General features: G+C 40.4%; 40 protein-coding genes, 1 pseudogene and 1 CRISPR repeat array (1 of these 42 only partly in view). Of the genes and pseudogenes, 40 read left to right on the forward strand and 1 reads right to left on the reverse strand.

Annotation, left to right across the window (positions count from 1 at the left end; all coding sequences use genetic code 11):
• The 40 genes and pseudogenes from tuf to hydF all read left to right on the forward strand — a co-directional run.
• Positions 1-151 (forward strand): annotated as a pseudogene (gene tuf / locus BUC45_RS08595) (elongation factor Tu); the annotation flags it as partial.
• 40 nt (positions 152-191) lie between these two features.
• Complete coding sequence (gene rpsJ / locus BUC45_RS08600) at positions 192-500, forward strand: 30S ribosomal protein S10 (RefSeq protein WP_013777321.1); 309 nt, start codon at positions 192-194, stop codon at positions 498-500.
• 21 nt (positions 501-521) lie between these two features.
• Positions 522-1,154, forward strand: a complete 633-nt coding sequence (gene rplC, locus BUC45_RS08605; RefSeq protein ID WP_303872308.1) for a 50S ribosomal protein L3 — start codon at positions 522-524, stop codon at positions 1,152-1,154.
• A gap of 19 nt (positions 1,155-1,173) precedes the next feature.
• Complete coding sequence (gene rplD / locus BUC45_RS08610) at positions 1,174-1,800, forward strand: 50S ribosomal protein L4 (RefSeq protein WP_013777323.1); 627 nt, start codon at positions 1,174-1,176, stop codon at positions 1,798-1,800.
• Positions 1,797-2,087 (forward strand): 50S ribosomal protein L23, encoded by a 291-nt coding sequence (gene rplW / locus BUC45_RS08615; RefSeq protein ID WP_013777324.1) that lies wholly within the window; start codon positions 1,797-1,799, stop codon positions 2,085-2,087. The genes rplD and rplW overlap by 4 nt, the downstream gene beginning before the upstream one ends.
• A gap of 49 nt (positions 2,088-2,136) precedes the next feature.
• The gene (gene rplB, locus BUC45_RS08620) at positions 2,137-2,964 is read left to right on the forward strand and encodes a 50S ribosomal protein L2 (protein ID WP_013777325.1); all 828 of its coding nucleotides are present in this window, start codon (positions 2,137-2,139) and stop codon (positions 2,962-2,964) included.
• Positions 2,965-2,979: 15 nt separating this feature from the next.
• A complete protein-coding gene (gene rpsS, locus BUC45_RS08625; RefSeq protein ID WP_296971667.1) occupies positions 2,980-3,264 on the forward strand; it encodes a 30S ribosomal protein S19 in 285 nt (94 codons plus the stop codon).
• Between the two features lie 53 nt (positions 3,265-3,317).
• Positions 3,318-3,656, forward strand: coding sequence for a 50S ribosomal protein L22 (gene rplV, locus BUC45_RS08630; protein WP_296971669.1), 339 nt, complete (start codon positions 3,318-3,320; stop codon positions 3,654-3,656).
• A 3-nt stretch (positions 3,657-3,659) separates the two neighbouring features.
• On the forward strand, positions 3,660-4,355 hold the full coding sequence (rpsC, locus tag BUC45_RS08635) for a 30S ribosomal protein S3 (protein WP_296971670.1): 696 nt from the start codon (positions 3,660-3,662) through the stop codon (positions 4,353-4,355).
• On the forward strand, positions 4,327-4,761 hold the full coding sequence (rplP, locus tag BUC45_RS08640; protein ID WP_296971672.1) for a 50S ribosomal protein L16: 435 nt from the start codon (positions 4,327-4,329) through the stop codon (positions 4,759-4,761). The genes rpsC and rplP overlap by 29 nt, the downstream gene beginning before the upstream one ends.
• Positions 4,751-4,966, forward strand: coding sequence for a 50S ribosomal protein L29 (rpmC, locus tag BUC45_RS08645; RefSeq protein WP_013777330.1), 216 nt, complete (start codon positions 4,751-4,753; stop codon positions 4,964-4,966). The genes rplP and rpmC overlap by 11 nt, the downstream gene beginning before the upstream one ends.
• 20 nt (positions 4,967-4,986) lie before the next feature.
• Positions 4,987-5,247 (forward strand): 30S ribosomal protein S17, encoded by a 261-nt coding sequence (gene rpsQ / locus BUC45_RS08650; protein WP_013777331.1) that lies wholly within the window; start codon positions 4,987-4,989, stop codon positions 5,245-5,247.
• Between the two features lie 18 nt (positions 5,248-5,265).
• Positions 5,266-5,634: a 50S ribosomal protein L14 gene (rplN, locus tag BUC45_RS08655; protein WP_013777332.1), complete on the forward strand. Its 369-nt coding sequence runs from the start codon at positions 5,266-5,268 to the stop codon at positions 5,632-5,634.
• 59 nt (positions 5,635-5,693) lie between these two features.
• The gene (gene rplX / locus BUC45_RS08660) at positions 5,694-6,017 is read left to right on the forward strand and encodes a 50S ribosomal protein L24 (protein WP_303872307.1); all 324 of its coding nucleotides are present in this window, start codon (positions 5,694-5,696) and stop codon (positions 6,015-6,017) included.
• A gap of 20 nt (positions 6,018-6,037) precedes the next feature.
• On the forward strand, positions 6,038-6,574 hold the full coding sequence (rplE, locus tag BUC45_RS08665; protein WP_213975294.1) for a 50S ribosomal protein L5: 537 nt from the start codon (positions 6,038-6,040) through the stop codon (positions 6,572-6,574).
• An 18-nt stretch (positions 6,575-6,592) separates the two neighbouring features.
• Entirely contained in the window at positions 6,593-6,778 is a 186-nt protein-coding gene (locus BUC45_RS08670) for a type Z 30S ribosomal protein S14 (RefSeq protein WP_013777335.1), read from the forward strand.
• Positions 6,779-6,815: 37 nt separating this feature from the next.
• The gene (gene rpsH / locus BUC45_RS08675) at positions 6,816-7,208 is read left to right on the forward strand and encodes a 30S ribosomal protein S8 (protein WP_173391423.1); all 393 of its coding nucleotides are present in this window, start codon (positions 6,816-6,818) and stop codon (positions 7,206-7,208) included.
• 21 nt (positions 7,209-7,229) lie between these two features.
• Complete coding sequence (gene rplF, locus BUC45_RS08680; RefSeq protein WP_013777337.1) at positions 7,230-7,769, forward strand: 50S ribosomal protein L6; 540 nt, start codon at positions 7,230-7,232, stop codon at positions 7,767-7,769.
• A gap of 19 nt (positions 7,770-7,788) precedes the next feature.
• Entirely contained in the window at positions 7,789-8,154 is a 366-nt protein-coding gene (gene rplR / locus BUC45_RS08685; protein ID WP_013777338.1) for a 50S ribosomal protein L18, read from the forward strand.
• A gap of 15 nt (positions 8,155-8,169) precedes the next feature.
• Positions 8,170-8,676 carry a 30S ribosomal protein S5 gene (gene rpsE / locus BUC45_RS08690; RefSeq protein WP_013777339.1) on the forward strand — a complete coding sequence of 169 codons (507 nt, stop codon included), beginning with the start codon at positions 8,170-8,172 and terminating at the stop codon, positions 8,674-8,676.
• 24 nt (positions 8,677-8,700) lie between these two features.
• Positions 8,701-9,141: a 50S ribosomal protein L15 gene (gene rplO, locus BUC45_RS08695; RefSeq protein ID WP_296971673.1), complete on the forward strand. Its 441-nt coding sequence runs from the start codon at positions 8,701-8,703 to the stop codon at positions 9,139-9,141.
• Position 9,142: 1 nt separating this feature from the next.
• Positions 9,143-10,396 (forward strand): preprotein translocase subunit SecY, encoded by a 1,254-nt coding sequence (gene secY, locus BUC45_RS08700; protein WP_296971674.1) that lies wholly within the window; start codon positions 9,143-9,145, stop codon positions 10,394-10,396.
• 12 nt (positions 10,397-10,408) lie between these two features.
• On the forward strand, positions 10,409-11,059 hold the full coding sequence (locus tag BUC45_RS08705; protein WP_296971675.1) for an adenylate kinase: 651 nt from the start codon (positions 10,409-10,411) through the stop codon (positions 11,057-11,059).
• 4 nt (positions 11,060-11,063) lie between these two features.
• On the forward strand, positions 11,064-11,810 hold the full coding sequence (map, locus tag BUC45_RS08710; RefSeq protein ID WP_296971677.1) for a type I methionyl aminopeptidase: 747 nt from the start codon (positions 11,064-11,066) through the stop codon (positions 11,808-11,810).
• Positions 11,811-11,822: 12 nt separating this feature from the next.
• Entirely contained in the window at positions 11,823-12,122 is a 300-nt protein-coding gene (locus BUC45_RS08715) for an RNA-binding protein (RefSeq protein ID WP_296971678.1), read from the forward strand.
• 16 nt (positions 12,123-12,138) lie between these two features.
• Entirely contained in the window at positions 12,139-12,357 is a 219-nt protein-coding gene (gene infA, locus BUC45_RS08720) for a translation initiation factor IF-1 (RefSeq protein ID WP_013777345.1), read from the forward strand.
• Between the two features lie 24 nt (positions 12,358-12,381).
• Entirely contained in the window at positions 12,382-12,495 is a 114-nt protein-coding gene (rpmJ, locus tag BUC45_RS08725) for a 50S ribosomal protein L36 (protein ID WP_213975298.1), read from the forward strand.
• Positions 12,496-12,514: 19 nt separating this feature from the next.
• Complete coding sequence (gene rpsM / locus BUC45_RS08730) at positions 12,515-12,883, forward strand: 30S ribosomal protein S13 (protein WP_013777347.1); 369 nt, start codon at positions 12,515-12,517, stop codon at positions 12,881-12,883.
• Between the two features lie 22 nt (positions 12,884-12,905).
• Positions 12,906-13,289 (forward strand): 30S ribosomal protein S11, encoded by a 384-nt coding sequence (rpsK, locus tag BUC45_RS08735; protein ID WP_013777348.1) that lies wholly within the window; start codon positions 12,906-12,908, stop codon positions 13,287-13,289.
• A gap of 22 nt (positions 13,290-13,311) precedes the next feature.
• Entirely contained in the window at positions 13,312-13,938 is a 627-nt protein-coding gene (rpsD, locus tag BUC45_RS08740) for a 30S ribosomal protein S4 (RefSeq protein WP_296971679.1), read from the forward strand.
• Between the two features lie 52 nt (positions 13,939-13,990).
• Complete coding sequence (locus tag BUC45_RS08745; RefSeq protein WP_296971680.1) at positions 13,991-14,938, forward strand: DNA-directed RNA polymerase subunit alpha; 948 nt, start codon at positions 13,991-13,993, stop codon at positions 14,936-14,938.
• A gap of 15 nt (positions 14,939-14,953) precedes the next feature.
• Positions 14,954-15,286 carry a 50S ribosomal protein L17 gene (gene rplQ / locus BUC45_RS08750; protein ID WP_296971681.1) on the forward strand — a complete coding sequence of 111 codons (333 nt, stop codon included), beginning with the start codon at positions 14,954-14,956 and terminating at the stop codon, positions 15,284-15,286.
• Positions 15,287-15,337: 51 nt separating this feature from the next.
• On the forward strand, positions 15,338-16,168 hold the full coding sequence (locus tag BUC45_RS08755; protein ID WP_366750028.1) for an energy-coupling factor transporter ATPase: 831 nt from the start codon (positions 15,338-15,340) through the stop codon (positions 16,166-16,168).
• The gene (locus BUC45_RS08760; protein WP_296971684.1) at positions 16,153-17,016 is read left to right on the forward strand and encodes an energy-coupling factor transporter ATPase; all 864 of its coding nucleotides are present in this window, start codon (positions 16,153-16,155) and stop codon (positions 17,014-17,016) included. Before BUC45_RS08755 ends, BUC45_RS08760 begins: the two co-directional genes overlap by 16 nt.
• Positions 17,009-17,803, forward strand: coding sequence for an energy-coupling factor transporter transmembrane protein EcfT (locus tag BUC45_RS08765; RefSeq protein ID WP_013777354.1), 795 nt, complete (start codon positions 17,009-17,011; stop codon positions 17,801-17,803). Before BUC45_RS08760 ends, BUC45_RS08765 begins: the two co-directional genes overlap by 8 nt.
• Before the next feature lie 13 nt (positions 17,804-17,816).
• Positions 17,817-18,548, forward strand: coding sequence for a tRNA pseudouridine(38-40) synthase TruA (gene truA / locus BUC45_RS08770; protein ID WP_296971686.1), 732 nt, complete (start codon positions 17,817-17,819; stop codon positions 18,546-18,548).
• Between the two features lie 63 nt (positions 18,549-18,611).
• Positions 18,612-19,046: a 50S ribosomal protein L13 gene (rplM, locus tag BUC45_RS08775; protein WP_013777356.1), complete on the forward strand. Its 435-nt coding sequence runs from the start codon at positions 18,612-18,614 to the stop codon at positions 19,044-19,046.
• Between the two features lie 19 nt (positions 19,047-19,065).
• Positions 19,066-19,455 (forward strand): 30S ribosomal protein S9, encoded by a 390-nt coding sequence (gene rpsI, locus BUC45_RS08780; RefSeq protein WP_296971687.1) that lies wholly within the window; start codon positions 19,066-19,068, stop codon positions 19,453-19,455.
• A gap of 124 nt (positions 19,456-19,579) precedes the next feature.
• On the forward strand, positions 19,580-20,629 hold the full coding sequence (gene hydE / locus BUC45_RS08785) for a [FeFe] hydrogenase H-cluster radical SAM maturase HydE (RefSeq protein ID WP_296971689.1): 1,050 nt from the start codon (positions 19,580-19,582) through the stop codon (positions 20,627-20,629).
• A 7-nt stretch (positions 20,630-20,636) separates the two neighbouring features.
• Entirely contained in the window at positions 20,637-21,869 is a 1,233-nt protein-coding gene (hydF, locus tag BUC45_RS08790; protein WP_296971691.1) for a [FeFe] hydrogenase H-cluster maturation GTPase HydF, read from the forward strand.
• Here the strand turns inward: hydF and BUC45_RS08795 are convergent.
• Positions 21,827-23,209 (reverse strand): MATE family efflux transporter, encoded by a 1,383-nt coding sequence (locus tag BUC45_RS08795; RefSeq protein WP_296971694.1) that lies wholly within the window; start codon positions 23,207-23,209, stop codon positions 21,827-21,829. The two genes, hydF and BUC45_RS08795, sit on opposite strands and share 43 nt — an antisense overlap.
• Before the next feature lie 457 nt (positions 23,210-23,666).
• Positions 23,667-25,095: a CRISPR direct-repeat array (repeat unit 30 nt; unit sequence GTTTATAGCCTACCTATAAGGAATTGAAAC); it runs 325 nt beyond the window's last position.

Below are 25,095 nucleotides of genomic sequence, written 5' to 3' on the forward strand. Positions count from 1 at the left end.
AGGCACAGAGATGGTAATGCCTGGTGATAACGTAGTCATGGATGTCGAACTTATAGCACCCATAGCTATTGAACCAGGGCTTAGGTTTGCTATTCGTGAGGGTGGCAGAACTGTAGGAGCCGGAGTAGTAACTGAGATAATTGAAAAATAAGTATAACAATCCATAAATCCGAACGTAAGGAGGGACATAAATGGCCCATCAAAAGATAAGAATACGTCTGAAGGCTTTTGACCACGGGATACTCGATCAATCGGCCAAGAAAATCATAGAAACGGCTAAAAGAACCGGGGCCAAAGTATCGGGGCCTATACCTTTACCCACGGACCGGAGTATCATAACCATACTTCGGGCTCCACACAAGTATAAGGATGCCCGGGAGCAGTTTGAGTCCAGAACACATAAGAGACTAATAGATATAAAACAACCAAACCAGAAAACGGTCGATGCTCTTATGAGACTGGATTTGCCGGCAGGAGTCGATATTGAGATAAAGCTGTAGTAACGGGAGGTGATTTTGATGATTTCAAAAGCCATTTTGGGTAAAAAACTAGGCATGACTCAAATTTTTAGTGATACGGGTGAGGCTTTACCTGTAACCTTAGTGGAAGCGGGACCATGCCTTGTGATTCAAAAGAAAACTGTTAATAATGATGGTTATAGCGCAATCAAAGTAGGCTATGAAGATATTAAAGAAAATAGATTGAACAAACCACAAAAAGGCCAATTTACAAAAAACCAGTTGGCATTCAAACGTTATCTGAGAGAATTCAGGATGCAAGATGCAGACAAGTACAATGTTGGCGATGAAATAAAGGTGGATATCTTCCAGCCAGGAGATAAAGTAGATGTGACCGGCATATCAAAGGGTAAAGGCTTTGCAGGCGGAATAAAACGCTGGAATTTTAAGCGCGGTCCCATGGCTCACGGTTCCATGTACCATCGCAGACCGGGTTCCGGAGGTGCTACTGACCCTGCTAGAGTATTTAAAGGAAATAAGAGGCCGGGGCACTTAGGAGCAGAAAAGTCTACTGTACAGAACCTTGAAGTAGTGAAAGTGGATCCGGAGAAAAATTTATTAATGATAAAGGGCTCTGTACCCGGACCTAAAAAATCGCTGCTTTTTATTAAGAATACCGTAAAGAGCGGAAAATAATCATGAAAGGAGGAGCCCAATGCCAAAAGTAACTTTATTTAACATAGCGGGAGAGCAGATAGGCGAAATTGAGCTTTCCGATGATGTATTTGGCGTTGAAGTTCGGCCAGATATTATGCACCGAGCAGTAGTTAACTATTTAGCAAACCAGAGGCAGGGAACTGCAAACACCTTGACTCGAGCCGAAGTGGCCGGTGGCGGACGAAAACCCTGGCGGCAGAAAGGCACTGGAAGAGCACGGCACGGCAGCATAAGATCACCTTTATGGAGAAAGGGTGGCGTTATATTTGGGCCGAAGCCTCGCTCATTTAAGTCAACTATGCCTAAGAAGCTTAAGAGGCTTGCATTAAAATCAGCTCTTAGTGCAAAGGTTGTCGAAAATGAACTTATTGTAATAGATAGTCTATCGATGGAAGCACCTAAAACAAAAGAAATGGTTTCAATTTTAAAGAACTTAAATGCAGATAAAAAATCTCTTATAGTAATAGCTGCAAAAGATGAAAATGTAGAAAAATCTGCACGCAATCTCCCCTCAGTCAAGACAACATATGTTAACACCTTGAACACATACGATATACTCAATCATGACAATCTAATCATGACAAAAGAGGCAGCTGAGCTGGTGGAGGAGGTGTATGCAGGATGAAGAATCCGCATGACATCATTATTCGTCCCTGGATTACAGAAAAAACCATGGATATGCAGCAGCAAAAAAAATATGTATTTATTGTTGATAGAAAAGCAAACAAAACTGAAATAAAAAATGCTTTAGAATCAATTTTCGGGGTAAAGGTTGCTAAGGTCAACACTATAAATGTAAGAGGAAAAGTTAAACGGATGGGTAGATTTGAAGGTAAACGTCCGGATTGGAAAAAAGCCATAGTAACCTTAACCGATGACAGTAAAACTATAGAATTCTTTGAAGCTATATAGTTTTATTGCAATAATGGGTTTGATTTGATACAGAGAAGGAGGGAATAATGTGGCTACAAAAAAGTTTAAGCCTACAACGCCGGGACGCAGATTTATGAGTGTTTCATCCTTTGAGGAAATTACCAAAAAGGAGCCTGAGCGGTCTTTGGTAGAAATCTTAAAGAATAAAGCCGGCCGCAACATGCAGGGCAGAGAAACCATTAGGCATCGCGGTGGTGGCCACAAGCGTAAATATAGGATTATTGATTTTAAAAGGGATAAAGATGGTGTGCCGGCTAAAGTTGCGGCTATAGAATATGATCCAAATCGCACTGCATATATAGCACTTTTACATTACGCCGATGGCGAAAAACGGTATATTTTAGCACCGGCAGGCCTTTCTGTCGGGGATACAGTTCAATCGGGTGAAAATGCAGATATCAAACCGGGCAATGCTCTTAAATTAGCAAACATACCGGTGGGTACTACAGTTCACAACGTTGAGCTTATTCCTGGCAAGGGTGGACAAATGGTAAGATCTGCCGGCACATCAGCACAGCTTATGGCTAGAGAGGGTGGCATGGCAACACTGAGACTGCCTTCGGGCGAGATGCGGATGGTGCCGGAAATCTGCCGAGCTACAATCGGCCAGGTTGGAAATATCGAACATGAAAATATTTCTATCGGTAAGGCAGGCAGGTCGCGTTGGATGAATAAAAGACCCCATGTTCGCGGTGTAGTTATGAATCCGGTAGATCATCCGCATGGCGGTGGCGAAGGAAAATCGCCTATTGGGCGGAAAAGTCCTGTTACACCTTGGGGCAAGCCAACTCTTGGATATAAAACCAGGAAGAAGAATAAGGCATCGGATAAATATATTGTCAAACGCCGCAAGTAGAAGGGAGGTAAATTCATGAGTCGTTCAACAAAAAAAGGGCCCTTCGTTGAGAAAAAACTTTTAGCTAAAATTAACGAAATGAATCAAAAAAGGGAAAAGAAAGTTGTAAAGACCTGGTCCAGGGCTTCTACTATATTTCCTGAGATGGTTGGTCATACTATAGCAGTTCATGATGGCAGAAAGCATGTGCCTGTTTATATAACCGAAGACATGGTAGGCCATAAGTTGGGAGAATTTGCACCTACAAGGACTTTCAAAGGACATGGGGCCCATACTGAAAAATCCACTGCACTTAAATAATTTGTTCAATATACTTTAAAGTTATGATAAACCTTGTAAAGGAGGTATATAAGTTGGAAGCTAGGGCACAGGCCAGATATGTGAGAATTGCACCCAGAAAGGTTAGAGCCGTTTTAGACCTCATTCGAGGAAAGCAATTGGAAGAAGCCTTAAATATATTAAGATTTACACCTAAAGCAGCTTCTCGACCGTTGGAAAAATTATTGCGTTCAGCTGCAGCAAATGCTGAAAATAACTTTGATATGGATATGGATGCCCTGTATGTTGCCGAATGCTATGCTGACCAGGGACCCATCTTAAAAAGATTTCGTCCCAGAGCTCAGGGCAGGGCAGCCTCTATACACAAAAAAACCAGCCATATTACTATAGTTCTTAAGGAAAAGGAGGGATAGAATTTGGGACAAAAAATACACCCTCATGGGTTAAGAGTTGGAATAATTAAAGATTGGGATTCAAGATGGTATTCAAAAAAGGATTTTTCCGACCAGCTTTTAGAAGACTTTAAAATCAGAGAATATATAAAGAAAAAGCTGTTTACGTCCGGTATATCCAAGATTGAAATAGAGCGAGCTGCAAATCGCATAAGAATAACAATTAATACCGCAAAACCTGGAATGGTTATTGGTAGAGGCGGCAGTGGTGTTGATGAACTAAAAAACGAACTGGAAAAGATGACCGATAAACAGGTTTCAATAAACGTAATTGAAATTAAAAATCCTGATATTGATGCTCAGCTTGTAGCAGAAAATATTGCTTCACAGTTGGAGCGGCGTATATCCTTCAGAAGAGCCATGAAACAAGCAATATCCAGAGCTTTAAAATCCGGAGCCGAAGGCATTAAAACAATGGTAAGCGGTAGGCTCGGTGGCACAGAAATCGCAAGGTCTGAGATGTATCATGAAGGAACCATCCCGCTGCAAACTTTAAGAGCAGATATAGATTACGGTTTTGCAGAAGCTCATACGACTTACGGTAGAATTGGTGTTAAAGTTTGGATATATAAAGGTGAAGTCCTTCCGGTGAAACAGAAACAAAATCCCGAGGAAGGGGGAGAAATAAACAATGTTGATGCCAAAACGGGTCAAGTTTAGAAAACAGCAGCGTGGGAAAATTAAAGGCAACGCACACAAAGGCAATCAGGTAACATATGGTGAATACGGCCTTCAAGCACTAGAGCCTGCATGGATAACCAGCCAGCAAATAGAAGCCGCACGTGTAGCTATGACTCGATATATTAAAAGAGGCGGTAAAGTCTGGATAAAGATATTTCCAGACAAACCTGTAACTAAAAAGCCAGCAGAAACACGTATGGGAAGCGGTAAAGGTTCTCCTGAAATGTGGGTGGCAGTGGTTAAACCGGGTCGTATTATGTTTGAGCTGGCCGGAGTTCCGGAAGAAGTAGCGAAGGAGGCCATGACTCTCGCCTCCCACAAGTTGCCTATAAAAACGAAAATAGTAAAACGCTTAGAATTGGGCGGTGATTTAAATGAAGCTTAAGCAGATTCGTGACCTTACTGATCAAGAATTGCTGCAGAAAGAAAAGGACTTAAAGGGCGAACTGTTTAACCTCCGGTTTCAGGCAGCCACCGGTCAGCTTGATAACCCCATGAGGATTCGTGAAGTTAGGAAGACCATAGCACGGATAAAAACAGTCCTCACGGAAAGACAAAATGAAAAGCTAAAGCTTGGCAGCCAAAAGTGATATAAGAAGGAGGGATATGCATGGCCGAACGAAAAAATCAGAGAAAGGTCCGCACGGGAGTAGTGGTCAGCGATAAAATGGATAAGACCATAACTGTTGCCGTGGAAAGGTTAATGAGACACCCGCTTTATGGAAAAACCATAAAGAGGACCAAAAAATTCAAGGCTCATGATGAAAACAATGAGTGCAAAGTGGGCGATGTTGTAACCATCATGGAAACAAGACCCCTTAGCCGTGATAAGCGCTGGAGACTGGTTAAGATCGTAAGGAAAGCCCAGTAGAGAAGGGAGGTTTTTTGCATGATACAAGTTCAAACAAGACTCAATGTAGCTGATAACACAGGTGCTAAGGAATTAATGTGCATAAAAGTTTTAGGCGGTTCAGGGCGTAAGTTTGCCAATATAGGGGATGTGATTGTTGCCTCAGTTAAAAGTGCAACACCCGACGGCGTTGTTAAAAAGGGAGACGTTGTTAAGGCTGTTATTGTTAGAACAAAAAAAGGTTTACAGCGTCGCGACGGTTCATATATTAGATTTGACGAAAATGCCGCAGTTATCATAAGCGATGATAAAAACCCCCGCGGAACACGTATATTTGGGCCCGTAGCTAGGGAGCTTCGTGAGAAGGACTATATGAAGATTATATCTTTAGCTCCGGAAGTGTTGTAACCCTAAATAATTTTTCCAATCGGAAAAACATGAAGTTGCTTTACGAGGAGGTGTGTTTCTTGGAAAAGGTTCATATAAAAAAAGGTGATACCGTTTGCGTTCTTTCAGGAAAAGACAAAGGTAAAAAGGGCAAGGTTATAAAAGTTTTCCCTAGGAAAAAGAAAGCCATAGTAGAAGGCGTCAACATGGCAACTAAACATCAAAAACCTACGGCTAATATGCCACAAGGTGGAATTATCGGGGTGGAATTGCCTATTTACACCTCTAAACTAATGGTAGTTTGCAGCAAATGCAATAAACCTACTCGAGTGGGTCATGCAATACTTGCCGATGGGTCAAAGGTTCGTGTATGCAAAAAATGTAAAGAGGTTTTGGATAGATAGACAGGAAGGGAGGTAGCATTATGTCCAGGTTAAAAGATAAATACTTAAACGAAGTTGTACCTGCTTTGATGCAAAAGTTTAATTATAAAAACATCATGGAAGTACCCCGGATAGAAAAGGTTATTGTCAATATGGGTATTAATGATGCTCGGGAAAACGCAAAGGCAATTGAAGCAGCTACCGGAGATTTGGCGCAAATTACAGGCCAAAGACCTGTAGTTACAAAAGCCCGTAAATCCATAGCGGCCTTTAAGTTGCGTGAGGGTATGCCCGTAGGAGCTAAGGTCACCCTTAGAGCAGAAAAAATGTATGATTTCTTAGATAAACTCTTTAATATAAACCTTCCTAGAGTAAGAGATTTTAAGGGAGTATCTCCCGATGCGTTTGACGGTAGGGGAAATTATACTTTAGGTATTAAGGAGCAGCTAATTTTTCCCGAGATCGATTATGATAAAATAGATCGCGTCAGAGGCATGGATGTAACAATTGTTACTACGGCAAAAACCGATGAAGAGGCCCGGGAACTTTTGAAAAATCTTGGTATGCCCTTTGCATAGAAGGAAGGAGGAAAAGACTTGGCCAAAAAATCTTTAATTGCTAGGCAAAAAAGAGAAGCGAAGTTTTCAACACGTAAGTACAATCGGTGCAAGATTTGTGGTAGGCCTCATGCATATTTACGCAAGTATGGCGTATGTCGTATATGTTTTAGAGAGCTTGCTCATCGCGGCGAGATACCAGGTGTAAAAAAAGCTAGTTGGTGAGTGTAAGTCGAAATGAAGGGAGGTTATTTCATTGGCTATGACAGATGTTATCGCAGATATGTTAACCCGCATTCGCAATGCTAGTGATGTGGGTCACCCTGAAGTAGAGGTTCCCTGTTCAAATATGAAGAAGGCCATAGCTCAGACCCTGCAAGATGAAGGATATATAAAGGGTTTTGAGATTATCGATGATGGCAAGCAGGGGATTATAAAAATTTATCTTAAGTATGGACCAAACAAAGAAAAAGTTATTACAGGCATCAAACGGATATCAAAGCCAGGCCTTAGAATATATGCAAATAAGAATGAAATTCCTCAGGTTATGGGTGGTATGGGAACAGTAATTCTTTCTACATCTAAAGGTATTATGACAGATAAAGAGGCACGAAAAGAGCAAATCGGCGGCGAGGTAATCTGCTACGTATGGTAGATATGACTAGGAGGTGAAGATATGTCCAGAATTGGCAAAATGCCGGTTGATATTCCTCAAGGAGTTGAGGTAACTGTTGAGGGCAACCAGATTACAGTTAAAGGTCCCAAAGGCAGTTTAAGCCGAAAGTTTCACAAAGATATGATAGTTAAAGCGGAAAATTCCAAGGTAATTGTTGAAAGACCATCGGAGGAAAAGCATCATAAGGCTTTGCATGGTTTAACCCGTGCATTAATAAACAATATGGTGGTAGGGGTCGTAGGAGGCTTTGAAAAGAGGCTTGTTCTTGAAGGCGTAGGCTATAGAGCGGCAAAGCAAGGTAACAAGCTGGTTTTAACCGTTGGATATTCTCATCCCGTGGAATTTAACCCGCCAAAAGATATTGAGTTTGAAGTGCCGGCGCCAAATAGAATTATAGTTAAGGGCATTGACAAGGATTTGGTAGGTCAAATTGCAGCAAATATAAGAGCTGTTAGAGAGCCGGAACCTTATAAAGGCAAGGGTATTCGATACGAAAATGAAATTGTACGGCGCAAGGAAGGCAAGACCGGAGCAAAATAAGCTATAGGGAGGGATAACCATGTTAAAAAAGGAATCTCGTAACATTGCCCGGAAAAGAAGGCATCTTAGAGTTCGCAAAAAAACCTTTGGCACAAGTGAAAGACCCCGCTTATGTGTTTACAAAAGCGAAAAACACATATATGCACAAATTATCAACGATGAAGAAGGCAACACATTAGTGGCAGCATCAACACTTGATCCTGCTATTAAAGAAAGCGTGACCGGTGCAAATATAGAATCAGCCAAACTAGTTGGCGATCTTATTGCCAAGAAAGCCTTAGAAAAAGGCATAAACGCTGTGGCCTTTGACCGGAGCGGTTATATATATCATGGTCGGATAAAAGCCCTGGCCGATGCTGCCCGGGAAGCCGGATTAGATTTTTAGAAGGGAGGCAGAACTTTGCAACATAGGAATAGAAATGTCGAAGAAAGTGAATTTGTAGAAAAGATTGTTTCTATAAACCGAGTGGCCAAAGTCGTAAAGGGAGGCAAGAACTTCCGCTTTGCCGTGCTTGTGGTAGTTGGAAATAAAAAAGGCAAGGTTGGCGTAGGTACAGGAAAAGCGCAAGAAATCCCTGAGGCTATTCGTAAAGGCATAGAAGATGCAAAAAAGAATTTAATAGATGTTCCGATACTTAACGGAACTATTCCTCACGAAAGCATTGGAATTTTTGGAGCCGGTAAAGTACTCCTAAAGCCGGCGCCTGAAGGAACCGGAGTTATCGCCGGGGGACCTGTCAGGGCTGTTGTTGAACTGGCAGGGATTACGGATATTGTAAGTAAATCTTTAGGTTCTGCTAATGCTAGAAATATGGTAAATGCAACAATAGTAGCATTGAAGCAGCTGAAAAGGGCTGAAGAAGTAGCAAAACTTCGCAACAAGACTGTTGAAGAAATACTAGGATAGTTAAGAAAAGAGGAGGTGCAGCCAATGAGATTGCATGATCTTTCTCCCGCTGAGGGTTCTAAGAGAAAATCCAAAAGAGTAGGCAGAGGAATGAGCTCAGGCCATGGCAAGACTTCCACAAGAGGTCATAAAGGCCAAAATGCTCGCAGCGGTGGTGGTGTTCGCCCGGGATTTGAGGGTGGTCAGATGCCTCTTTATAGGCGTCTTCCTAAAAGGGGTTTCACAAATATATTCAAAAAAGAATTTGCAGTAGTAAATGTTGAGGATTTAAATATTTTCGAAGAAAATACAAAAGTGACCCCTGAGCTCTTAATCGAAAAGGGCATCATCAAGAAAGTTAAAGATGGAATCAAGATTCTCGGCGAAGGCGATTTAAAAGTCAAATTAGACGTTGAGGCAAATGCTTTTTCGAAATCAGCGCAAGAAAAGATAGAGGCGGTCGGTGGAAAGGCTGAGGTGATTTAAAATGCTGGATGCCTTGAGAAATGCCTGGAAGATACCGGATTTAAGAAAACGGATTAAATTTACTGCATTGATGTTAATGCTGTTTAGAGTAGGAACTTTTGTGCCGGTACCTCGTATGGATCCAAATGCAGTTCGAGCTATGATTGAAAAGGGTGCTCTGCTTGGTTTTTTTGATATAATCTCCGGCGGTGCATTCAAACAATTTTCAGTCTTTGCCATGAGTATAACGCCATATATTAATGCCTCCATTATTATACAGCTTTTGACTATTGTTATTCCAAAGTGGGAGGAGCTTGCAAAGGAGGGAGAAGCAGGACGTAAGGTCCTTGCTCAATATACGCGGTATGGTACTGTGATTTTAGGCTTGATCCAGGCCACAGGCCTTTCAATCGGCTTTAAAAGTGCCATGAAGCCCGGCATTCTCAGCAACATTGTTGTTATAATAAGCCTGACGGCAGGAACGGCATTTTTAATGTGGTTAGGCGAACAAATTACTGATAAAGGTATAGGAAATGGTATCTCACTGCTAATATTTGCTGGTATTGTATCGCGATTGCCGGCTAGTGTTTTGCAAGTTTATTCTTTATTAAAAGTAGGAACTTTAAATATCTTTATGCTAGCCATATTTGCCATATTAGGAGTGGTGGTAATTGTAGCGGTTATAGCTGTACAGGAAGCTGAACGGCGGGTGCCGGTACAATATGCTAAGCGAGTTGTTGGCAGGAAAGTATATGGAGGTCAATCAACCCATATACCAATCAAGGTTAACGCTGCCGGTGTTATACCTGTAATATTTGCCATGTCAATATTAATGTTTCCAAGCACTTTGGCCGGATTTTTTCCGAATAACAAAATAATGACAAGTATTGCTGAGTTTTTAAGCCCCAGCGGATGGCTATATGCAGTGCTATATGCATTATTTATAGTATTTTTCACATACTTTTACACTGCTATTACATTTAACCCTGTCGAAGTGGCAGATAATATGAAAAAATATGGTGGATTTATACCGGGACTAAGGCCCGGAAGACCTACAGCGGAATATATAAGCCGTATAATGAACAGGATAACCCTGGTGGGAGCAATATTCTTGGCGGCTATTGCCTTACTACCGTATTTTATGACCGCAATATCAGGAGTAAATATTTCCTTTGGAGGTACAGCCCTCTTGATTGTTGTCGGTGTCGCTTTGGAAACTATGAAGGCTATCGAAGCTCAAATGCTTATGAGACACTATCAAGGATTTTTAAAATAGGAGTGAGCAAAGGTGAGAATAGTTTTGCTGGGTCCGCCGGGAGCAGGTAAAGGTACACAAGCAAGTAAAATAGTTAGCAAGTTCGGCATACCTCATATTTCTACAGGAGATATATTAAGAAAAGCCATTACAGACAAAACTGTGTTAGGTAAGCAAGCCGGCGAATACATTAAAAAAGGGCTTTTAGTACCTGATGATCTTGTAATAGCCATGGTAAAATCCAGGCTTGATATGAGTGATTGCGAGAATGGTTTTTTATTGGATGGATTTCCGCGAACTGTAAGTCAAGCAGAAAGCTTGGATGAATATATGCAGAAAAAAGGCATTCAATTAGATGCAGCATTGAATATAGAAGTGGATAAAGACGTGCTCATCGAAAGATTTACCGGCAGACGGGTGTGCGAGCAGTGCGGTGCAACCTATAACGTAAAATTTAGTCTGCCTAAGGAGCCGGGAGTTTGCGACAAATGCAAAGGGAAACTTATTATTCGCGAGGATGATAAGCTTGAAACGGTTAAAAAGCGTTTAGAAGTATACGAAACATCAACTGCTCCGCTTATTGATTACTACAAACGCAAAAATTTGCTGGTAAATATAGACGGATCCAGGTCAATTGATGACGTTTTCCAAGATATTGTAGACCATCTAAAAAAGGTGAATTAAGGCCATGATTATAATTAAATCACAGCGGGAACTTGAGCTTATGAGAAAGGCCGGCAAGATTACGGCACTTGCATTAGAAGAAATTGCAAAACATATAAAACCCGGAATCACTACTTTGGAACTTAATAAAATTGCCGAGGAATTTATTCTAAGCCACAACGCCATTCCAACCTTTAAAGGGTATCAGGGTTTTCCGGCGGCTATATGTACTTCGGTAAATGAAGAGGTAGTACATGGAATACCTGGATTAAAAACCCTTAAAGATGGTGATATTATTAGTGTGGATGTTGGTGCAGAATTTGAGGGTTATAATGGCGATGCGGCGCGTACTTTTCCTGTAGGGAATGTAAAAAGCGATGCTATGCACCTTATAGAAGTTACCAAGCAAAGCTTTTTTGAAGGTATTGCTTATGCGAAACCGGGATATAGGCTTTCAGATATATCAAATGCGGTGCAAAGATATGTAGAATCTCATAATTTTTCAGTGGTTAGAGACTATGTAGGCCATGGTATTGGTCAGAAAATGCACGAGGATCCGCAGATACCGAACTTCGGCCCACCGGGAAAAGGGCCTAGGTTAAGGCGGGGAATGACTTTAGCTATAGAGCCCATGGTGAATATGGGAGGATATGAAGTATATACACTGGAAAATAATTGGACAGTAGTGACAAAAGACGGCAGTCTTTCGGCTCACTATGAAAATACCATAGCAATAACCGATGGTGAGCCTGAAATATTGACTATGATTTAGGTAGGTGTTTATATGCCGCAACTTATGTTGGGACAACTGGCGAAATCTATTGCTGGTCGTGACAAGGGGCGGTTTATGATAGTGATAGATATTATTGACGATGATTATGTTTATGTTGTAGATGGGGATTTGCGCAGGGTAGAAAACCCCAAAAAGAAAAAAATAAAGCATTTAAAGCTGCTAAATAAACGGATAGACTTTATAGCAGAAAAATGCAGCAATAAACGTAAAATTTATAATGAAGAAGTAAAAAAAGCCCTGAAAGAACTGTCAGATACAAACCTTGATGGCGAAGTATCTGAACAGATATGAGGAGGCGTGTGCGACCTTGTCTAAGGAAGATGTTATTGAAGTTGAAGGTACCGTTTTAGAACCACTTCCAAACGCAATGTTTCGGGTAGAATTAAAAAACGGGCATGTAATTTTAGCCCATGTTTCGGGAAAAATCCGTATGAACTATATAAGGATTTTGCCGGGAGATAGGGTTACCGTGGAGTTATCTCCGTATGATCTCACCCGAGGCCGCATTAAGTACCGCTTCAAGTAGAAAACGGCAAAAGGAGGAAATCCTATGAAGGTAAGACCTTCGGTTAAGAAGATATGCGAAAAATGCAAGATAATTAAACGTAGAGGCAGAGTAATGGTTATATGTGAAAACCCAAAACACAAGCAAAAACAGGGCTAAACAAAAGGAGGTGTGACAAGTGGCAAGAATCGCCGGTGTTGATTTGCCAAGAGAAAAACGTGTAGAAGTAGCACTGACATATATATATGGCATTGGAAATACAAAAGCCAAGCAAATTCTCAAAGAAGCTGATGTTAATCCGGACACTCGAGTTAAAGACTTAACAGAGCGGGAAATTACAAAACTTAGAGACATCATTGAGAAGCGTCATAAGGTTGAAGGTGATCTTAGAAGAGAAGTATCTCTCAACATTAAGCGGCTTACGGAGATCGGCTGCTATAGAGGCATTCGCCATCGCAGGGGGCTGCCGGTCAGAGGACAAAGGACCAGAACCAATGCCAGAACGCGCAAAGGCCCTAATAAAACCGTAGGCGCAAAACGTAAGTAAAAACATCCGGAGGTGAAAAACTATGGCAAAACCTGCAAGAAGGCGCAAAGAAAAAAAACGTATTGAAAAAGGAACTGCACATATACATTCAACTTTTAATAATACCATAGTCACCATTGCCGATGAGGCTGGCAGACCAGTAACATGGGCCAGCGCCGGGTCTGTAGGATTTAAAGGGTCCCGTAAGGGCACACCCTTTGCGGCTCAAATGGCTGCGGAATCAGCGGCAAAGCAGGCTATGGAATATGGCATGAGATCTGTAGAAGTATTTGTAAAAGGTCCGGGCGGCGGCAGAGAAGCGGCTATTCGTTCGCTGCAGGCTGCAGGGCTTGAAGTTAACATGATTAAAGATGTAACCCCAATTCCGCATAATGGCTGCAGGCCACCTAAGAGAAGAAGGGTTTAATATATGGAGGTGTATAAACGAGATGGCAAGATATAAAGATGCGGTTTGTAGGCTATGCCGCAGAGAGGGCATGAAGCTATATCTAAAAGGTGACCGCTGCTATTCCCCAAAATGTGCTATAGATAGGCGCGGCTATGCTCCAGGTCAGCATGGCCAACTACGCCGTAAGCCCTCAGAGTATGGATTACAGCTAAGAGAAAAACAAAAAGCAAGAAGGATATACGGAGTTTTGGAACGGCAGTTTAGGAATTACTATGAAAAAGCTGTCAGTCAAAAAGGCGTAACCGGTGAAAATTTACTTAGATTGCTCGAAACCCGTTTGGACAATGTAGTGTTTCGAATGGGCTTTGCTGCTTCAAGACCTCAAGCTCGGCAGCTTGTTAGGTACGGGCATGTACAGGTCAACGGAAAGAGGGTTACTATACCATCGTATCAAGTAAAGGAAAAAGATGTAGTAGCAATCAGAGAAAACAGCCGAAGCCTTAACTTTTTCAAGGAAGTATCTGAACAAGGAGCATCCAAGGTAGTTCCCGAATGGCTGTCAGTAAATTTTGAAACGCTTACCGGCGAGATTGTGTATCTGCCAAAGAGGGAAGACATTGATGTTCCAATTCAGGAACATCTGATAGTCGAGCTTTATTCCAAGTAATTGATTAGCCCTCACCAAAAAATAATTAATTTTAAGGAGGGTAATGTATTAGATGATGGATATTGAAAAGCCGAGGATTGAGTTGATAGAAGCAAGTGAGGATAACACTTTCGGAAGGATTGTCGTAGAACCTTTGGAAAGAGGCTATGGCACAACCCTTGGCAACTCCATGCGTCGAGTTCTTTTATCTTCGCTGCCGGGAGCTGCTGTTACTTCCATTAAAATTGATGGCGTGCAGCATGAATTTTCTACAATTCCAGGAGTTACCGAAGATACTACTGAGATTATAATGAATATCAAGGCACTGGCAATTATGATGCACAGTGACGAACCAAAGTTACTTCGAATAGAAGCCCAAGATGAAGGCGAAGTAAAAGCTAAAGATATAATTGCTGATGCAGATGTAGAAATAATGAATCCGGAGTTGCATATTGCTACGCTGGAAAAAGATGCTAAGTTGTTCATGGAACTTACACTGGAAAAAGGTAAAGGCTATGTTACAGCTGATAAAAATAAAAAACCCAACCATCCTATAGGTGTAATTGCTATCGATTCCATCTTTACCCCGGTACACAAAGTGAATTTTAATGTGGAGCATACTAGGGTGGGTCAAAGAACTGACTATGACAGGCTTATAATGGAGATTTGGACTAATGGTACCATAAAACCTGATGATGCGGTTAGTGCTGCGGCTAAGATACTCATAGACCATTTTAGCCTGTTTGCAGGCTTGACTGAGAAACCTCAAGTTGAAGATACACCTGTAGAAGAGGAAAAGGATGATAGGGAAAAAATACTTGAAATGCCTATTGAAGAGTTGGATTTGTCGGTTCGGTCATATAACTGCTTAAAGCGGGCCGGAATTAATACAATATATGAACTAACTCAGAAGACGGCAGAAGACATGATGAAAGTGCGCAATCTCGGTAAAAAGTCACTGGAAGAAGTGGAAACTAAGCTTAGCACTTTCAATCTTTCGTTAAAACAGCCAGAGGATTAGCAAGGAGGGGAAAAGATGAGAAAACTAGGCAGGCCAAGCGGACATCGCAAAATGATGCTGAGGAACTTGACTACGGATCTTCTAAAATACGGTAGAATAGAAACTACTGAAACTCGAGCAAAAGAAGTTCGTCGTATGGCTGAAAAAATGATAACATTGGCTAAAAAAGATGATTTAGCTGCAAGAAGGCTGGTCTTGGCTGAGGTGCTTGATGAAACCACGGTGAAAAACCTATTTGATAATATTGCACCAAAATACAAGGATAGAAATGGCGGTTATGTCCGCATTACGAAAGTAGGTCCACGCCAAGGTGATGCTGCACCTAAGGCCATATTAGAATTAGTATAAGAATAGCATAAAACATTCATAAGATATTTTTATGTAAAGGGGGCGGTGAAAATAGCCGCCGAAATAGTTGCGCTGGATGTTTACTATCAGTATGCCGCCAGTAGTGATCTGGCACTTAAAAATATAAACTTAAGAATTGAACCTGGAGAATTTGTAGCGATTATAGGGCCTAACGGTTCCGGAAAATCAACACTGGCCAAACTTTTCAATGGTCTTTATACACCTACTGAAGGTGATATATTTGTTGCTGGATTTAACACAAAAAATCAAGACGATATCTGGAAAATAAGGCAGAAGGCCGGGATGGTATTTCAAAATCCTGATAACCAAATTGTGGCTACCATTGTTGAAGAAGATGTGGCTTTCGGACCGGAAAACCTTGGTATTCCTCCGGAGGAAATACGGCAACGCGTCAAAGAGGCACTGGAGATTGTCGAGCTTACAGAATATGCCGATAAGGCTCCTCACCTTTTATCAGGAGGGCAAAAGCAACGGGTGGCTATAGCGGGGATACTTGCAATGAAACCTGATTGTATAATCCTCGATGAGCCTACCGCTATGCTCGACCCAGTGGGTAGGAAAGAAGTTATATCTACCGTTAAAAAGCTTAATCAGAATGAGGGCAAAACCATAGTTTTAATTACCCATTTTATGGAAGAGGCAGTGCAAGCCGATAGGGTTTTAGTTATGGAAAAGGGTAAAGTGGTTATGGAAGGTAAACCTAACGAGATATTCAGCCAGGTGGAACGCTTGAAAAAGCTTGGTCTTGATGTACCTCAGGTAACAGAATTGGCCTACAAACTGACAAGAGATAGTGTGCCTGTACGACGCGATATATTAACAGTTGAAGAAATGGTGGATTGCCTATGTCAATTGATGTAAAAAATGTAACACATGTATATATGCCTAATACACCCTTTGAGTCCATTGCGATAAAAGATATAAATTGGACCGTAAAGGACGGAGAGTTCTGGGGTCTAATAGGCCATACGGGTTCAGGCAAATCCACCCTTATTCAGCATCTCAATGGTCTTTTAAAGCCAACCTCCGGAGAAATTCTCATAAATGATATAAATATCCACAGCAAGGGTGTTAGCCTAAAATCTATTCGGCAAAAAGTTGGACTTGTATTTCAATATCCTGAGCATCAACTGTTTGAAGAAACTATTGAACGGGATGTAGCCTTTGGTCCTAAAAACATGGGGCTTGCTGAAGAAGAAGTTGCCAAAAGGGTCAAGGAAGCTCTAGACCTGGTAGGTCTTTCTTATGAAGAAGTTAAGGATAAATCTCCTTTTGAGCTTAGTGGAGGACAAATGCGCAGGGTTGCAATAGCCGGAGTTTTGGCAATGAAACCCGAAATACTCATCCTGGATGAACCCACTGCTGGTCTTGATCCTAGGGGTAGAGACGAGATTTTGGAAGAAATCGTGACACTAAAGCAAAAACAAAAACTAACAGTAATTCTTGTTTCTCACAGCATGGAAGATGTAGCAAAACTGGTGGATAAACTGGCAGTGATGTACCGTGGTCAGATAGTTTCCCAAGGTACGCCTAGAGAAATATTTCAGGATTACGAGGGACTTGTCGAAAAAGGTCTGGGTATACCGCAAATAACTGAACTGATGATAAAGCTGAAAGAAAGAGGCAAAAACATATCGACAGATATTTTAACGGTAGATGAGGCAAGAGCAGAAATCACAAAACACATAAGGAGGAAGGGTCTTGCGTGAAATAACAATAGGACAGTATATTCCAGGAGATTCCATAGTCCATCGCTTGGACCCCAGAACCAAAATCATAATAACTCTTGCATATATGATACTGCTATTTATGCTCAATAATTTTTACGGTTACATCTTTCCGGTAGGCTTTATAATTTTGGCTACTTTACTTTCGGGGATTTCAGTGCGCTATTTACTAAAAGGATTAAAACCCCTCATATTTATAATTATTCTTACATTTTTATTAAATTCTTTTATGACAAAAGGACGAGTGATTTATCAATTGGGTCCTTTGGATATAACCTATGAGGGTTTATCTCAAGGAGCTTTTATGGCTATACGCCTTATTTTACTGATTATTGGTACATCACTTTTAACCTTAACAACTTCACCGATTTCACTTACGGATGGCATCGAAGTGCTGCTTTCACCTTTTAAAAAAATTGGGATGCCGGCACATGAGCTTGCCATGATGATGACAATAGCCCTAAGATTTATTCCTACATTGTTGGAAGAAACAGATAAGATTATGAAAGCACAGATGGCAAGAGGTGCAGATTTTGAAAGTGGGAACTTGATAAATCGGGCTAAAAACTTGGTTCCGTTATTGGTGCCTTTGTTTATCAGTGCTTTTCGTCGAGCCGATGATTTGGCCATGGCGATGGAAGCCCGCTGCTATCACGGGGGAGAAAATAGAACTCGCATGAAAGAATTAAAAATGACCTTTCTTGACATTGCAACCTTTATAGTTTTTATCTTAATTGCCGGCGGTGGCATTGCCAGCCGTTTTGTATAGCAGGTGTAGTTTCATGAATGTAAAAATACTGCTTGAATATGAAGGGACGGCTTATAGCGGTTGGCAGAGGCAAAAAAATGCCATATCAATACAAGAAGTTCTAGAAAATGCAATCAAATCTATTACCGGTGAGGCTGTAAATGTAATAGGTTCAGGCAGAACTGATGCGGGAGTACATGCCTTAGGCCAAGTGGCAAATTTTAAGACGCAAACCAAGATACCTATAGAAAAATTACCATATGCAATAAACAGTAAATTACCGGAAGATATAGTTGTTAAGCATGCTGAAATAGTGCCTGAAGATTTTCATGCCAGGTTTTGGGCAAAAGCCAAAATTTATACTTATACCATATACAATGCTAAATTTCCTTCACCATTGCTGAGAAGATACAGCTATTTCTATCCAAGGCCATTAAATGTAAGGGCTATGAAAAAAGCAGCCGACATGCTGATAGGCACACATGACTTTGCGTCATTTATGGCATCAAATAGCCCGGTAAAATCCACGGTGCGCTGTATAGAAAGGCTCGAAGTTTTTCAAAACGGTGATATAGTAAAATTTGAAATCGAGGCAAATGGATTTTTATATAATATGGTAAGGATAATTGCCGGCACTTTACTTGATGTAGGCATTAACAAAAAAAAGGCAAATGATATAATTTCCATTATAAAATCAAAAAACAGGTCTATGGCGGGAAAAACTCTTCCACCGCAGGGATTATGCCTTATAAAAGTTATTTATTAACATGCTTGACACAAAAAAACGCCTATTATACAATAACCTTATGGTAAAAAAGGAGGGAAAAAGATGAGCACATTCATGGCAAAGAAAGAGGAAGTTAAACGTGACTGGTACGTAATCGATGCTGCAGGTAAGCCATTAGGGAGACTAGCAACACAAGTAGCCATGATTTTAAAGGGTAAACACAAGCCCATATATACTCCCCATGTCGACACAGGTGATTATGTTATTATAGTCAATGCCGACAAAGTCATTCTAACAGGTAAGAAAATGGACAACAAAATGTATTATAGTCATACAGGCTATCCAGGCGGTATTAAATCTCAAAACTTTAGAAGCCTAATGAGTAAAAGCCCAGAAAAAGTCGTCTACAAAGCAGTTTGGGGTATGTTGCCACATAATGCTTTAGGGCGTAAAATGATAAAAAAACTAAAGATATATGCGGGTGCTGAGCATCCCCATGAAGCCCAAAAACCTCAGTCATTAACTGTTAAGATATAGGAGAGAAAGGAGGAAGGATATGAAACAGGCAGTGCTTGCTACCGGCAGGAGAAAAACAGCCGTAGCAAAAGTTTGGATTATGCCCGGAAACGGAAAAATAATTGTAAATAAAAGACCCATTGATGATTACTTTGGCTTTGAGACATTGAAGGCGGAAGTCAAAAGACCTTTAGAAAAAATCGATGGATTAGATAAATTTGATGTAATTGCCAGCGTTAAAGGCGGCGGATACACAGGTCAGGCAGGCGCCATTCGCCATGGTATTGCTCGCGCACTTCTAAAGATTGACGGAGACTTTAGACCGATTCTTAAAAAAGAAGGATATTTGACCAGAGATCCGCGTATGACAGAAAGAAAAAAATACGGTCTCAAAAAAGCCCGGCGTGCTCCACAATTCTCAAAGAGATAAAAGAAGGACAGAGTCCTTCTTTTTTGTTATACAAATAAAAAATCAAAAAAACTACTGCTATTTAAAATAATTTGCTTTTTACCGTTTGCGAGGCACCGTTGGTGTTAGCAGGATGGAGGCTGTTATGAATATTTATCAACTGGTAGACAGTATCTGCGCAGGCTATGTTCCAAGTGTCGATGAAGTTGAACTACTGCTAAATGCTGATGAACCTGAAACATCTTATATCTTTAGCATGGCAGATAATATCACTGAAAGGTATTGCTCAAATAAAATCCACATAAGAGGCATAATAGAGTTTTCTAGCTATTGCAGGTGTAACTGTGCTTACTGCGGCCTTAACGCCGGAAACCACAAGCTAAGTCGCTATCGCATGCAGCCACAAGAGATAATTGATACGGCGGCAAAAGCTTATGAGGCAGGATATAAAACTCTTGTACTTCAATCGGGGGAAGATTTATGGTATACAAGAGAGAAAATATCATGGATAATAAAGGGCATAAAATCAATCGGCGATATAGCCATAACCTTGAGCATTGGCGAAAGAGAATATGAAGATTACAAGCAGTGGAAAAAAGACGGGGCCGACAGGTTTTTACTAAAACATGAAACCATAAATCAAAGCCTTTATAATAAACTGCACACCCATTCTAATATTGAAAGTAGGATTAAATGTTTGCTGCAGCTAAAGGAATTAGGATATCAAGTTGGAGATGGTTTCATGATTGGTCTGCCTGGTCAGACATTAAGAGATATTGCAGAGGATATACTTTTTTTAAATGAACTTGATGTAGATATGGCAGGAATCGGGCCATTTATACCACATAAAGATACGATATTAAAAGACGCAAAAGCCGGAAGTAATATGATTACATTAAAGGCAGTAGCTGTTACGAGACTGATTTTAAAGAAGGTGCATTTGCCGGCTACAACAGCCCTTTGGACATTGGACAATCAAGACGGCAAAAAGGCATTAAAAGCCGGAGCTAATGTTGTCATGCTAAAGCTGGAACCATATAAATACCGAAGGTTATATGAAATATATCCCAAGGATTTTGATGCCAAAAGCAATATAAAGCAAGAAAGGCTAAAAATAGAGGAATTAATTTTAAGTATGGGCAAGCAAGTAGCCAAAGACCGCGGAGATTCAATAAAGCTGATTGAAAGGCAGTGAAATTTTTATGAATGATACACCAAGAGCTAATCGATTGCATATAGGTTTATTTGGCAGGCGAAATTCAGGCAAATCCAGCTTAATAAATGCTATTACAGGACAAGAAATAGCACTGGTTTCAGACTTTCCCGGAACTACAACAGATCCGGTTTATAAAGCGATGGAGCTTTTACCGATAGGGCCTGTAGTCTTTATTGATACTGCAGGTTTAGATGATGTAGGAGATTTAGGAGAACTTAGAATAAAAAAGACCCTAGAAGTTATGGACAAAACCGATATAGCTCTTGTGGTTTTTTCAACAGAGAATTTGGATTTCAGCCTTGAAAAAAGATGGTGTCAAGAGCTTAGGAACAGGAACATTCCGATTATTGGTGTTGTCAATAAAATTGACAAAAGGGATGTGGATATTAAAGACTTGACTAAAGAATTTGATTTTCCTTTTATTAAAGTAAGCGCAAATAAAAGGGAAAATATAGGCAAGTTAAAAGAAATGATTCATCAAAACGCCCCTATGGATTTTGAACTTTCAACATTGGTGGGAGATATAATAACTCCAAAATCCCTTGTTGTTTTGGTAACACCTCAGGACATACAAGCACCTAAAAACAGATTGATTCTTCCTCAGGTGCAGACAATAAGGGATATATTAGATAATAACTGCATGGCTTTAGTAGCAAAGGAGACAGAACTTTTAGATTTGCTAAACTGCTTAAATAAAAAGCCTGCTTTAGTAATAACGGATTCTCAGGTATTTCATATTGTAAGCAAAATTGTTCCGGAAGACATACCATTAACATCATTTTCCATTATAATGTCAAGATACAAGGGCGAACTGAGTACTTTGGTAAGGGGTGCCAAAGCTATAGATGAATTAAAACCTAATGACAGGGTTTTGATTGAAGAGGCATGCACACATCATCCACTTGAAAATGATATAGGTAGGCAGAAACTGCCGGCACTTCTTGAAAATAAGGCCGGCGGCAAACTGCAAATAGAGATAAAAGTTGGCGGGGATTTTCCGGAAGATTTAACACCATATGCGCTCATACTTCACTGCGGTGCATGTATGCTAAACCGCAAACAGATGCTGACAAGGATAATAAGGGCGAGAGAGCAAAACGTTCCAATTACCAACTATGGTATGGCTTTTGCTCATGCTCAGGGGATTCTAGAGCGGACTACATGCATGTTTGAACCTCAAGATAGCAGCACTTTTTCTCTCCAATTGCCTTTTTTGTAGAAAATAGAAGTTATTACAGCTCCCAACACCCAGGCAATTAAAAGGGAGATGAATATTGACTCCGGCCTGCCGTTAGGATATTGTGCACTTCGGGTGAGATATGCGATACCATAAGCAATGGGCACTCGCAGAAGAATTGTAGTAATCAATGAAATCCACATAGGAGTCATGGTATCTCCGGCACCGCGCATGACTCCTGAAAGAACTTGCGTCACAGCCATTGCAACATACCCAACCGCTAAGATGCGCATCATTTTCATGCTTAAATCAACGAGCTCTGCCGTATCTGTAAATATATCCATAAGGTATCTTCCGAAAATCAAAATTATTATTGTGATAACTATTGAAACCCCTACTGCTATTGCTAAACCTTGACGTGTTCCCTCCTCCACTCTGTCTATTTTTTTAGCTCCCACGTTTTGCCCGGCAAATGTGGTCATGGCAACACCAAAGGTAAAATTAGGCATCATAGCAAATCCATCCACACGCATTACGATGACGTTGCACGCGATGAACATTTCTCCGAAAGTATTTGTAAGGGATTGTACAGTTATCATTGCCAGAGAGAATATAACCTGAGTCAAACCTGACGGCAATCCCAGCCTTAGAAGCTGAACAACGTATTCTTTTTTGGGTTTCAGCATGTTTAAATTAAGGTCAAATACGTAGTCCATTGTTTTAAGTTTCATTGCACATAGGACTGCTGAAATTACCTGTGCGATTACAGTTGCCAGTGCTACGCCTGGCACCCCCATATTTAAACCTGCAACAAACCATATATCCAGAAATATATTAAGAACAGTAGAAATAAGCAAAAACATCAATGCGGATAATGAATCGCCAAGCCCGCGTAAAATTCCCGAAAGTATATTAAAATATGAAAAACCCCAGTTGCCCACCAATAATATCAAAAGATAGCTTGCACACCAATCTATAATTGATTCCGGAGTATTGATTAAGACCAGCATTGGGCGCACGACAATCGGCCCTATTATCATGATTATCGTTGCTACTATTGCTGTAAGCGTTATGCAAGCTCCAATAGAACGGGAAAGCTTTTCCCGATCCTTTGCACCAAAATACTGAGAGACCATTATGCCGGCTCCGGTGGATACTGCTACGAAAAATACAAGCAAGAAGTTAAATATTGGGAGAGCACTGCCGACGGCAGCCAAAGCATTATCACCCACATACCTGCCTATTACAATTGAGTCAACAGTATTATAAAGCTGTTGGGCGATGTTGCCAACCAACATAGGAATTGAGAATTCAACGATTCGTTTCCATGGTGTTCCCACAGTCATGTCTTTGGGCGAAAAAAGACCCGCAACCTTTGCCATAATTTTTAGCTCAACTCCTTTTTTAAAGCATTTTCACAACTCGTAATAAATGTTATTACAATAGCTTACCTTCATTAAAAACAAGTTTATACCTGTAAATACATTAAATCAAAAAAAGGATTTTTTGCATTTAGCTTAAAGGGATTTAAGAAATTTTATTTTAATGAGAAACTGAACATTTATTGGAGGGGTTAAATATTAGAAGGTATTTTGATACTATTAAATTAGATTATATCATTATTTGGGATAAAATGATATTTTTTGACACTCATTTAATTTTGTCGTCGACCTCAAGTCGCGCAAAAACCCCTGGGGATCGACGACAACCAAAAATTACCTCCAAATAAAGAATATAACTGGAAAAGGAGGACTTTTTGATTTAATGTAGAAATTATTAATAGAAAATTGAACAAATTATTTTTCTCGCTCTTTCTTTATTTTTTACCCCAAATTACGGGTTTATAGCCTACCTATAAGGAATTGAAACGCAAACTGAGGCATTTAACGTGCTCTGTTACCCGTAGTTTATAGCCTACCTATAAGGAATTGAAACTTGCCCTTCCTCCGCTTTTTTCTTGTCGAACCTTCGTTTATAGCCTACCTATAAGGAATTGAAACAGGGGTATATACCCAAAGCTCGCTTTGACGAGGTCAAGTTTATAGCCTACCTATAAGGAATTGAAACAGATACACTGGCACAGTAGTGGTTCGGCAAAAGGGGTTTATAGCCTACCTATAAGGAATTGAAACCTGTATACCGTTCAGGCTCTACTTGCTGCCATTCGGGTTTATAGCCTACCTATAAGGAATTGAAACCGACACCAGCTTCTACTAAACCATCCCATATAAATTGTTTATAGCCTACCTATAAGGAATTGAAACTTATTCTATGTTTAATATTCCCAGTTGTTGCCCAAGTTTATAGCCTACCTATAAGGAATTGAAACTATTTTGCCTTTGAATACAAACAATGGCTTAAATTCGTTTATAGCCTACCTATAAGGAATTGAAACGAAGTCTATCGAATTACGGCATTGGATCAAAGCCAGGTTTATAGCCTACCTATAAGGAATTGAAACTTCTTTTTAGCCGTATTTTTGGTGTTTGTTTTTTGGTTTATAGCCTACCTATAAGGAATTGAAACTGAATTGCCAAATTTGTCAAGGTCCTTAGGCACACCTGTTTATAGCCTACCTATAAGGAATTGAAACGCAAGGTACACATTGACAAAATACAGGAGTTGGTTAGTTTATAGCCTACCTATAAGGAATTGAAACAAGACAGAATAATTCAAAATGATGAATGGGTCTCAAGTTTATAGCCTACCTATAAGGAATTGAAACCTTGATTGACATAATTAAATCTACACTTTACAACAAGTTTATAGCCTACCTATAAGGAATTGAAACAAAGATGCAGCAGAAAAGACTACAAGCAAGCTAAAGGGTTTATAGCCTACCTATAAGGAATTGAAACTCAGGGCTTCAGACCTTGTATAAGAGGCAGGACGAGGTTTATAGCCTACCTATAAGGAATTGAAACGTGTCCAGCAGACCAGGCCGGCACCTCCGGCCCCAAGTTTATAGCCTACCTATAAGGAATTGAAACATGGCCACTTCAAATGTATTGCAGTGGTAGATATCCCGTTTATAGCCTACCTATAAGGAATTGAAACCATGGGAGCACCACTTGCTACAGGTGCTTTGAAAACAAGTTTATAGCCTACCTATAAGGAATTGAAACGAGTAAAAATGGAAGATGTGATAAAACAAAAATCAATGTTTATAGCCTACCTATAAGGAATTGAAACTGATATTGCCTTCTAGATTCATTTCAAATTCAATTACGTTTATAGCCTACCTATAAGGAATTGAAACATAAACTTG

It is taken from the genome of Tepidanaerobacter sp. EBM-38 (assembly GCA_001896545.1).
In the GTDB taxonomy this organism is placed as follows: domain Bacteria; phylum Bacillota; class Thermosediminibacteria; order Thermosediminibacterales; family Tepidanaerobacteraceae; genus Tepidanaerobacter.

Excerpts from the sequence above, each read along its gene's own strand:
- rplD (WP_013777323.1), top strand. The coding sequence starts at position 1,174 with ATGCCAAAAGTAACTTTATTTAACATAGCGGGAGAGCAGATAGGCGAA.
- BUC45_RS08795 (WP_296971694.1), bottom strand. The coding sequence starts at position 23,209 with ATGGCAAAGGTTGCGGGTCTTTTTTCGCCCAAAGACATGACTGTGGGA.
- secY (WP_296971674.1), top strand. The coding sequence starts at position 9,143 with ATGCTGGATGCCTTGAGAAATGCCTGGAAGATACCGGATTTAAGAAAA.
- rpmJ (WP_213975298.1), top strand. The coding sequence starts at position 12,382 with ATGAAGGTAAGACCTTCGGTTAAGAAGATATGCGAAAAATGCAAGATA.
- rpsD (WP_296971679.1), top strand. The coding sequence starts at position 13,312 with ATGGCAAGATATAAAGATGCGGTTTGTAGGCTATGCCGCAGAGAGGGC.
- rpsJ (WP_013777321.1), top strand. The coding sequence starts at position 192 with ATGGCCCATCAAAAGATAAGAATACGTCTGAAGGCTTTTGACCACGGG.
- hydF (WP_296971691.1), top strand. The coding sequence starts at position 20,637 with ATGAATGATACACCAAGAGCTAATCGATTGCATATAGGTTTATTTGGC.
- rpmC (WP_013777330.1), top strand. The coding sequence starts at position 4,751 with ATGAAGCTTAAGCAGATTCGTGACCTTACTGATCAAGAATTGCTGCAG.
- BUC45_RS08760 (WP_296971684.1), top strand. The coding sequence starts at position 16,153 with ATGTCAATTGATGTAAAAAATGTAACACATGTATATATGCCTAATACA.
- rplE (WP_213975294.1), top strand. The coding sequence starts at position 6,038 with ATGTCCAGGTTAAAAGATAAATACTTAAACGAAGTTGTACCTGCTTTG.
- rplF (WP_013777337.1), top strand. The coding sequence starts at position 7,230 with ATGTCCAGAATTGGCAAAATGCCGGTTGATATTCCTCAAGGAGTTGAG.
- rpsK (WP_013777348.1), top strand. The coding sequence starts at position 12,906 with ATGGCAAAACCTGCAAGAAGGCGCAAAGAAAAAAAACGTATTGAAAAA.
- truA (WP_296971686.1), top strand. The coding sequence starts at position 17,817 with ATGAATGTAAAAATACTGCTTGAATATGAAGGGACGGCTTATAGCGGT.
- rplM (WP_013777356.1), top strand. The coding sequence starts at position 18,612 with ATGAGCACATTCATGGCAAAGAAAGAGGAAGTTAAACGTGACTGGTAC.
- rplP (WP_296971672.1), top strand. The coding sequence starts at position 4,327 with ATGTTGATGCCAAAACGGGTCAAGTTTAGAAAACAGCAGCGTGGGAAA.
- BUC45_RS08715 (WP_296971678.1), top strand. The coding sequence starts at position 11,823 with ATGCCGCAACTTATGTTGGGACAACTGGCGAAATCTATTGCTGGTCGT.
- rplW (WP_013777324.1), top strand. The coding sequence starts at position 1,797 with ATGAAGAATCCGCATGACATCATTATTCGTCCCTGGATTACAGAAAAA.
- rplQ (WP_296971681.1), top strand. The coding sequence starts at position 14,954 with ATGAGAAAACTAGGCAGGCCAAGCGGACATCGCAAAATGATGCTGAGG.
- rplO (WP_296971673.1), top strand. The coding sequence starts at position 8,701 with ATGAGATTGCATGATCTTTCTCCCGCTGAGGGTTCTAAGAGAAAATCC.
- rpsI (WP_296971687.1), top strand. The coding sequence starts at position 19,066 with ATGAAACAGGCAGTGCTTGCTACCGGCAGGAGAAAAACAGCCGTAGCA.
- rplR (WP_013777338.1), top strand. The coding sequence starts at position 7,789 with ATGTTAAAAAAGGAATCTCGTAACATTGCCCGGAAAAGAAGGCATCTT.
- rpsH (WP_173391423.1), top strand. The coding sequence starts at position 6,816 with ATGACAGATGTTATCGCAGATATGTTAACCCGCATTCGCAATGCTAGT.
- rpsQ (WP_013777331.1), top strand. The coding sequence starts at position 4,987 with ATGGCCGAACGAAAAAATCAGAGAAAGGTCCGCACGGGAGTAGTGGTC.
- hydE (WP_296971689.1), top strand. The coding sequence starts at position 19,580 with ATGAATATTTATCAACTGGTAGACAGTATCTGCGCAGGCTATGTTCCA.
- BUC45_RS08745 (WP_296971680.1), top strand. The coding sequence starts at position 13,991 with ATGATGGATATTGAAAAGCCGAGGATTGAGTTGATAGAAGCAAGTGAG.
- rpsS (WP_296971667.1), top strand. The coding sequence starts at position 2,980 with ATGAGTCGTTCAACAAAAAAAGGGCCCTTCGTTGAGAAAAAACTTTTA.
- map (WP_296971677.1), top strand. The coding sequence starts at position 11,064 with ATGATTATAATTAAATCACAGCGGGAACTTGAGCTTATGAGAAAGGCC.
- rplN (WP_013777332.1), top strand. The coding sequence starts at position 5,266 with ATGATACAAGTTCAAACAAGACTCAATGTAGCTGATAACACAGGTGCT.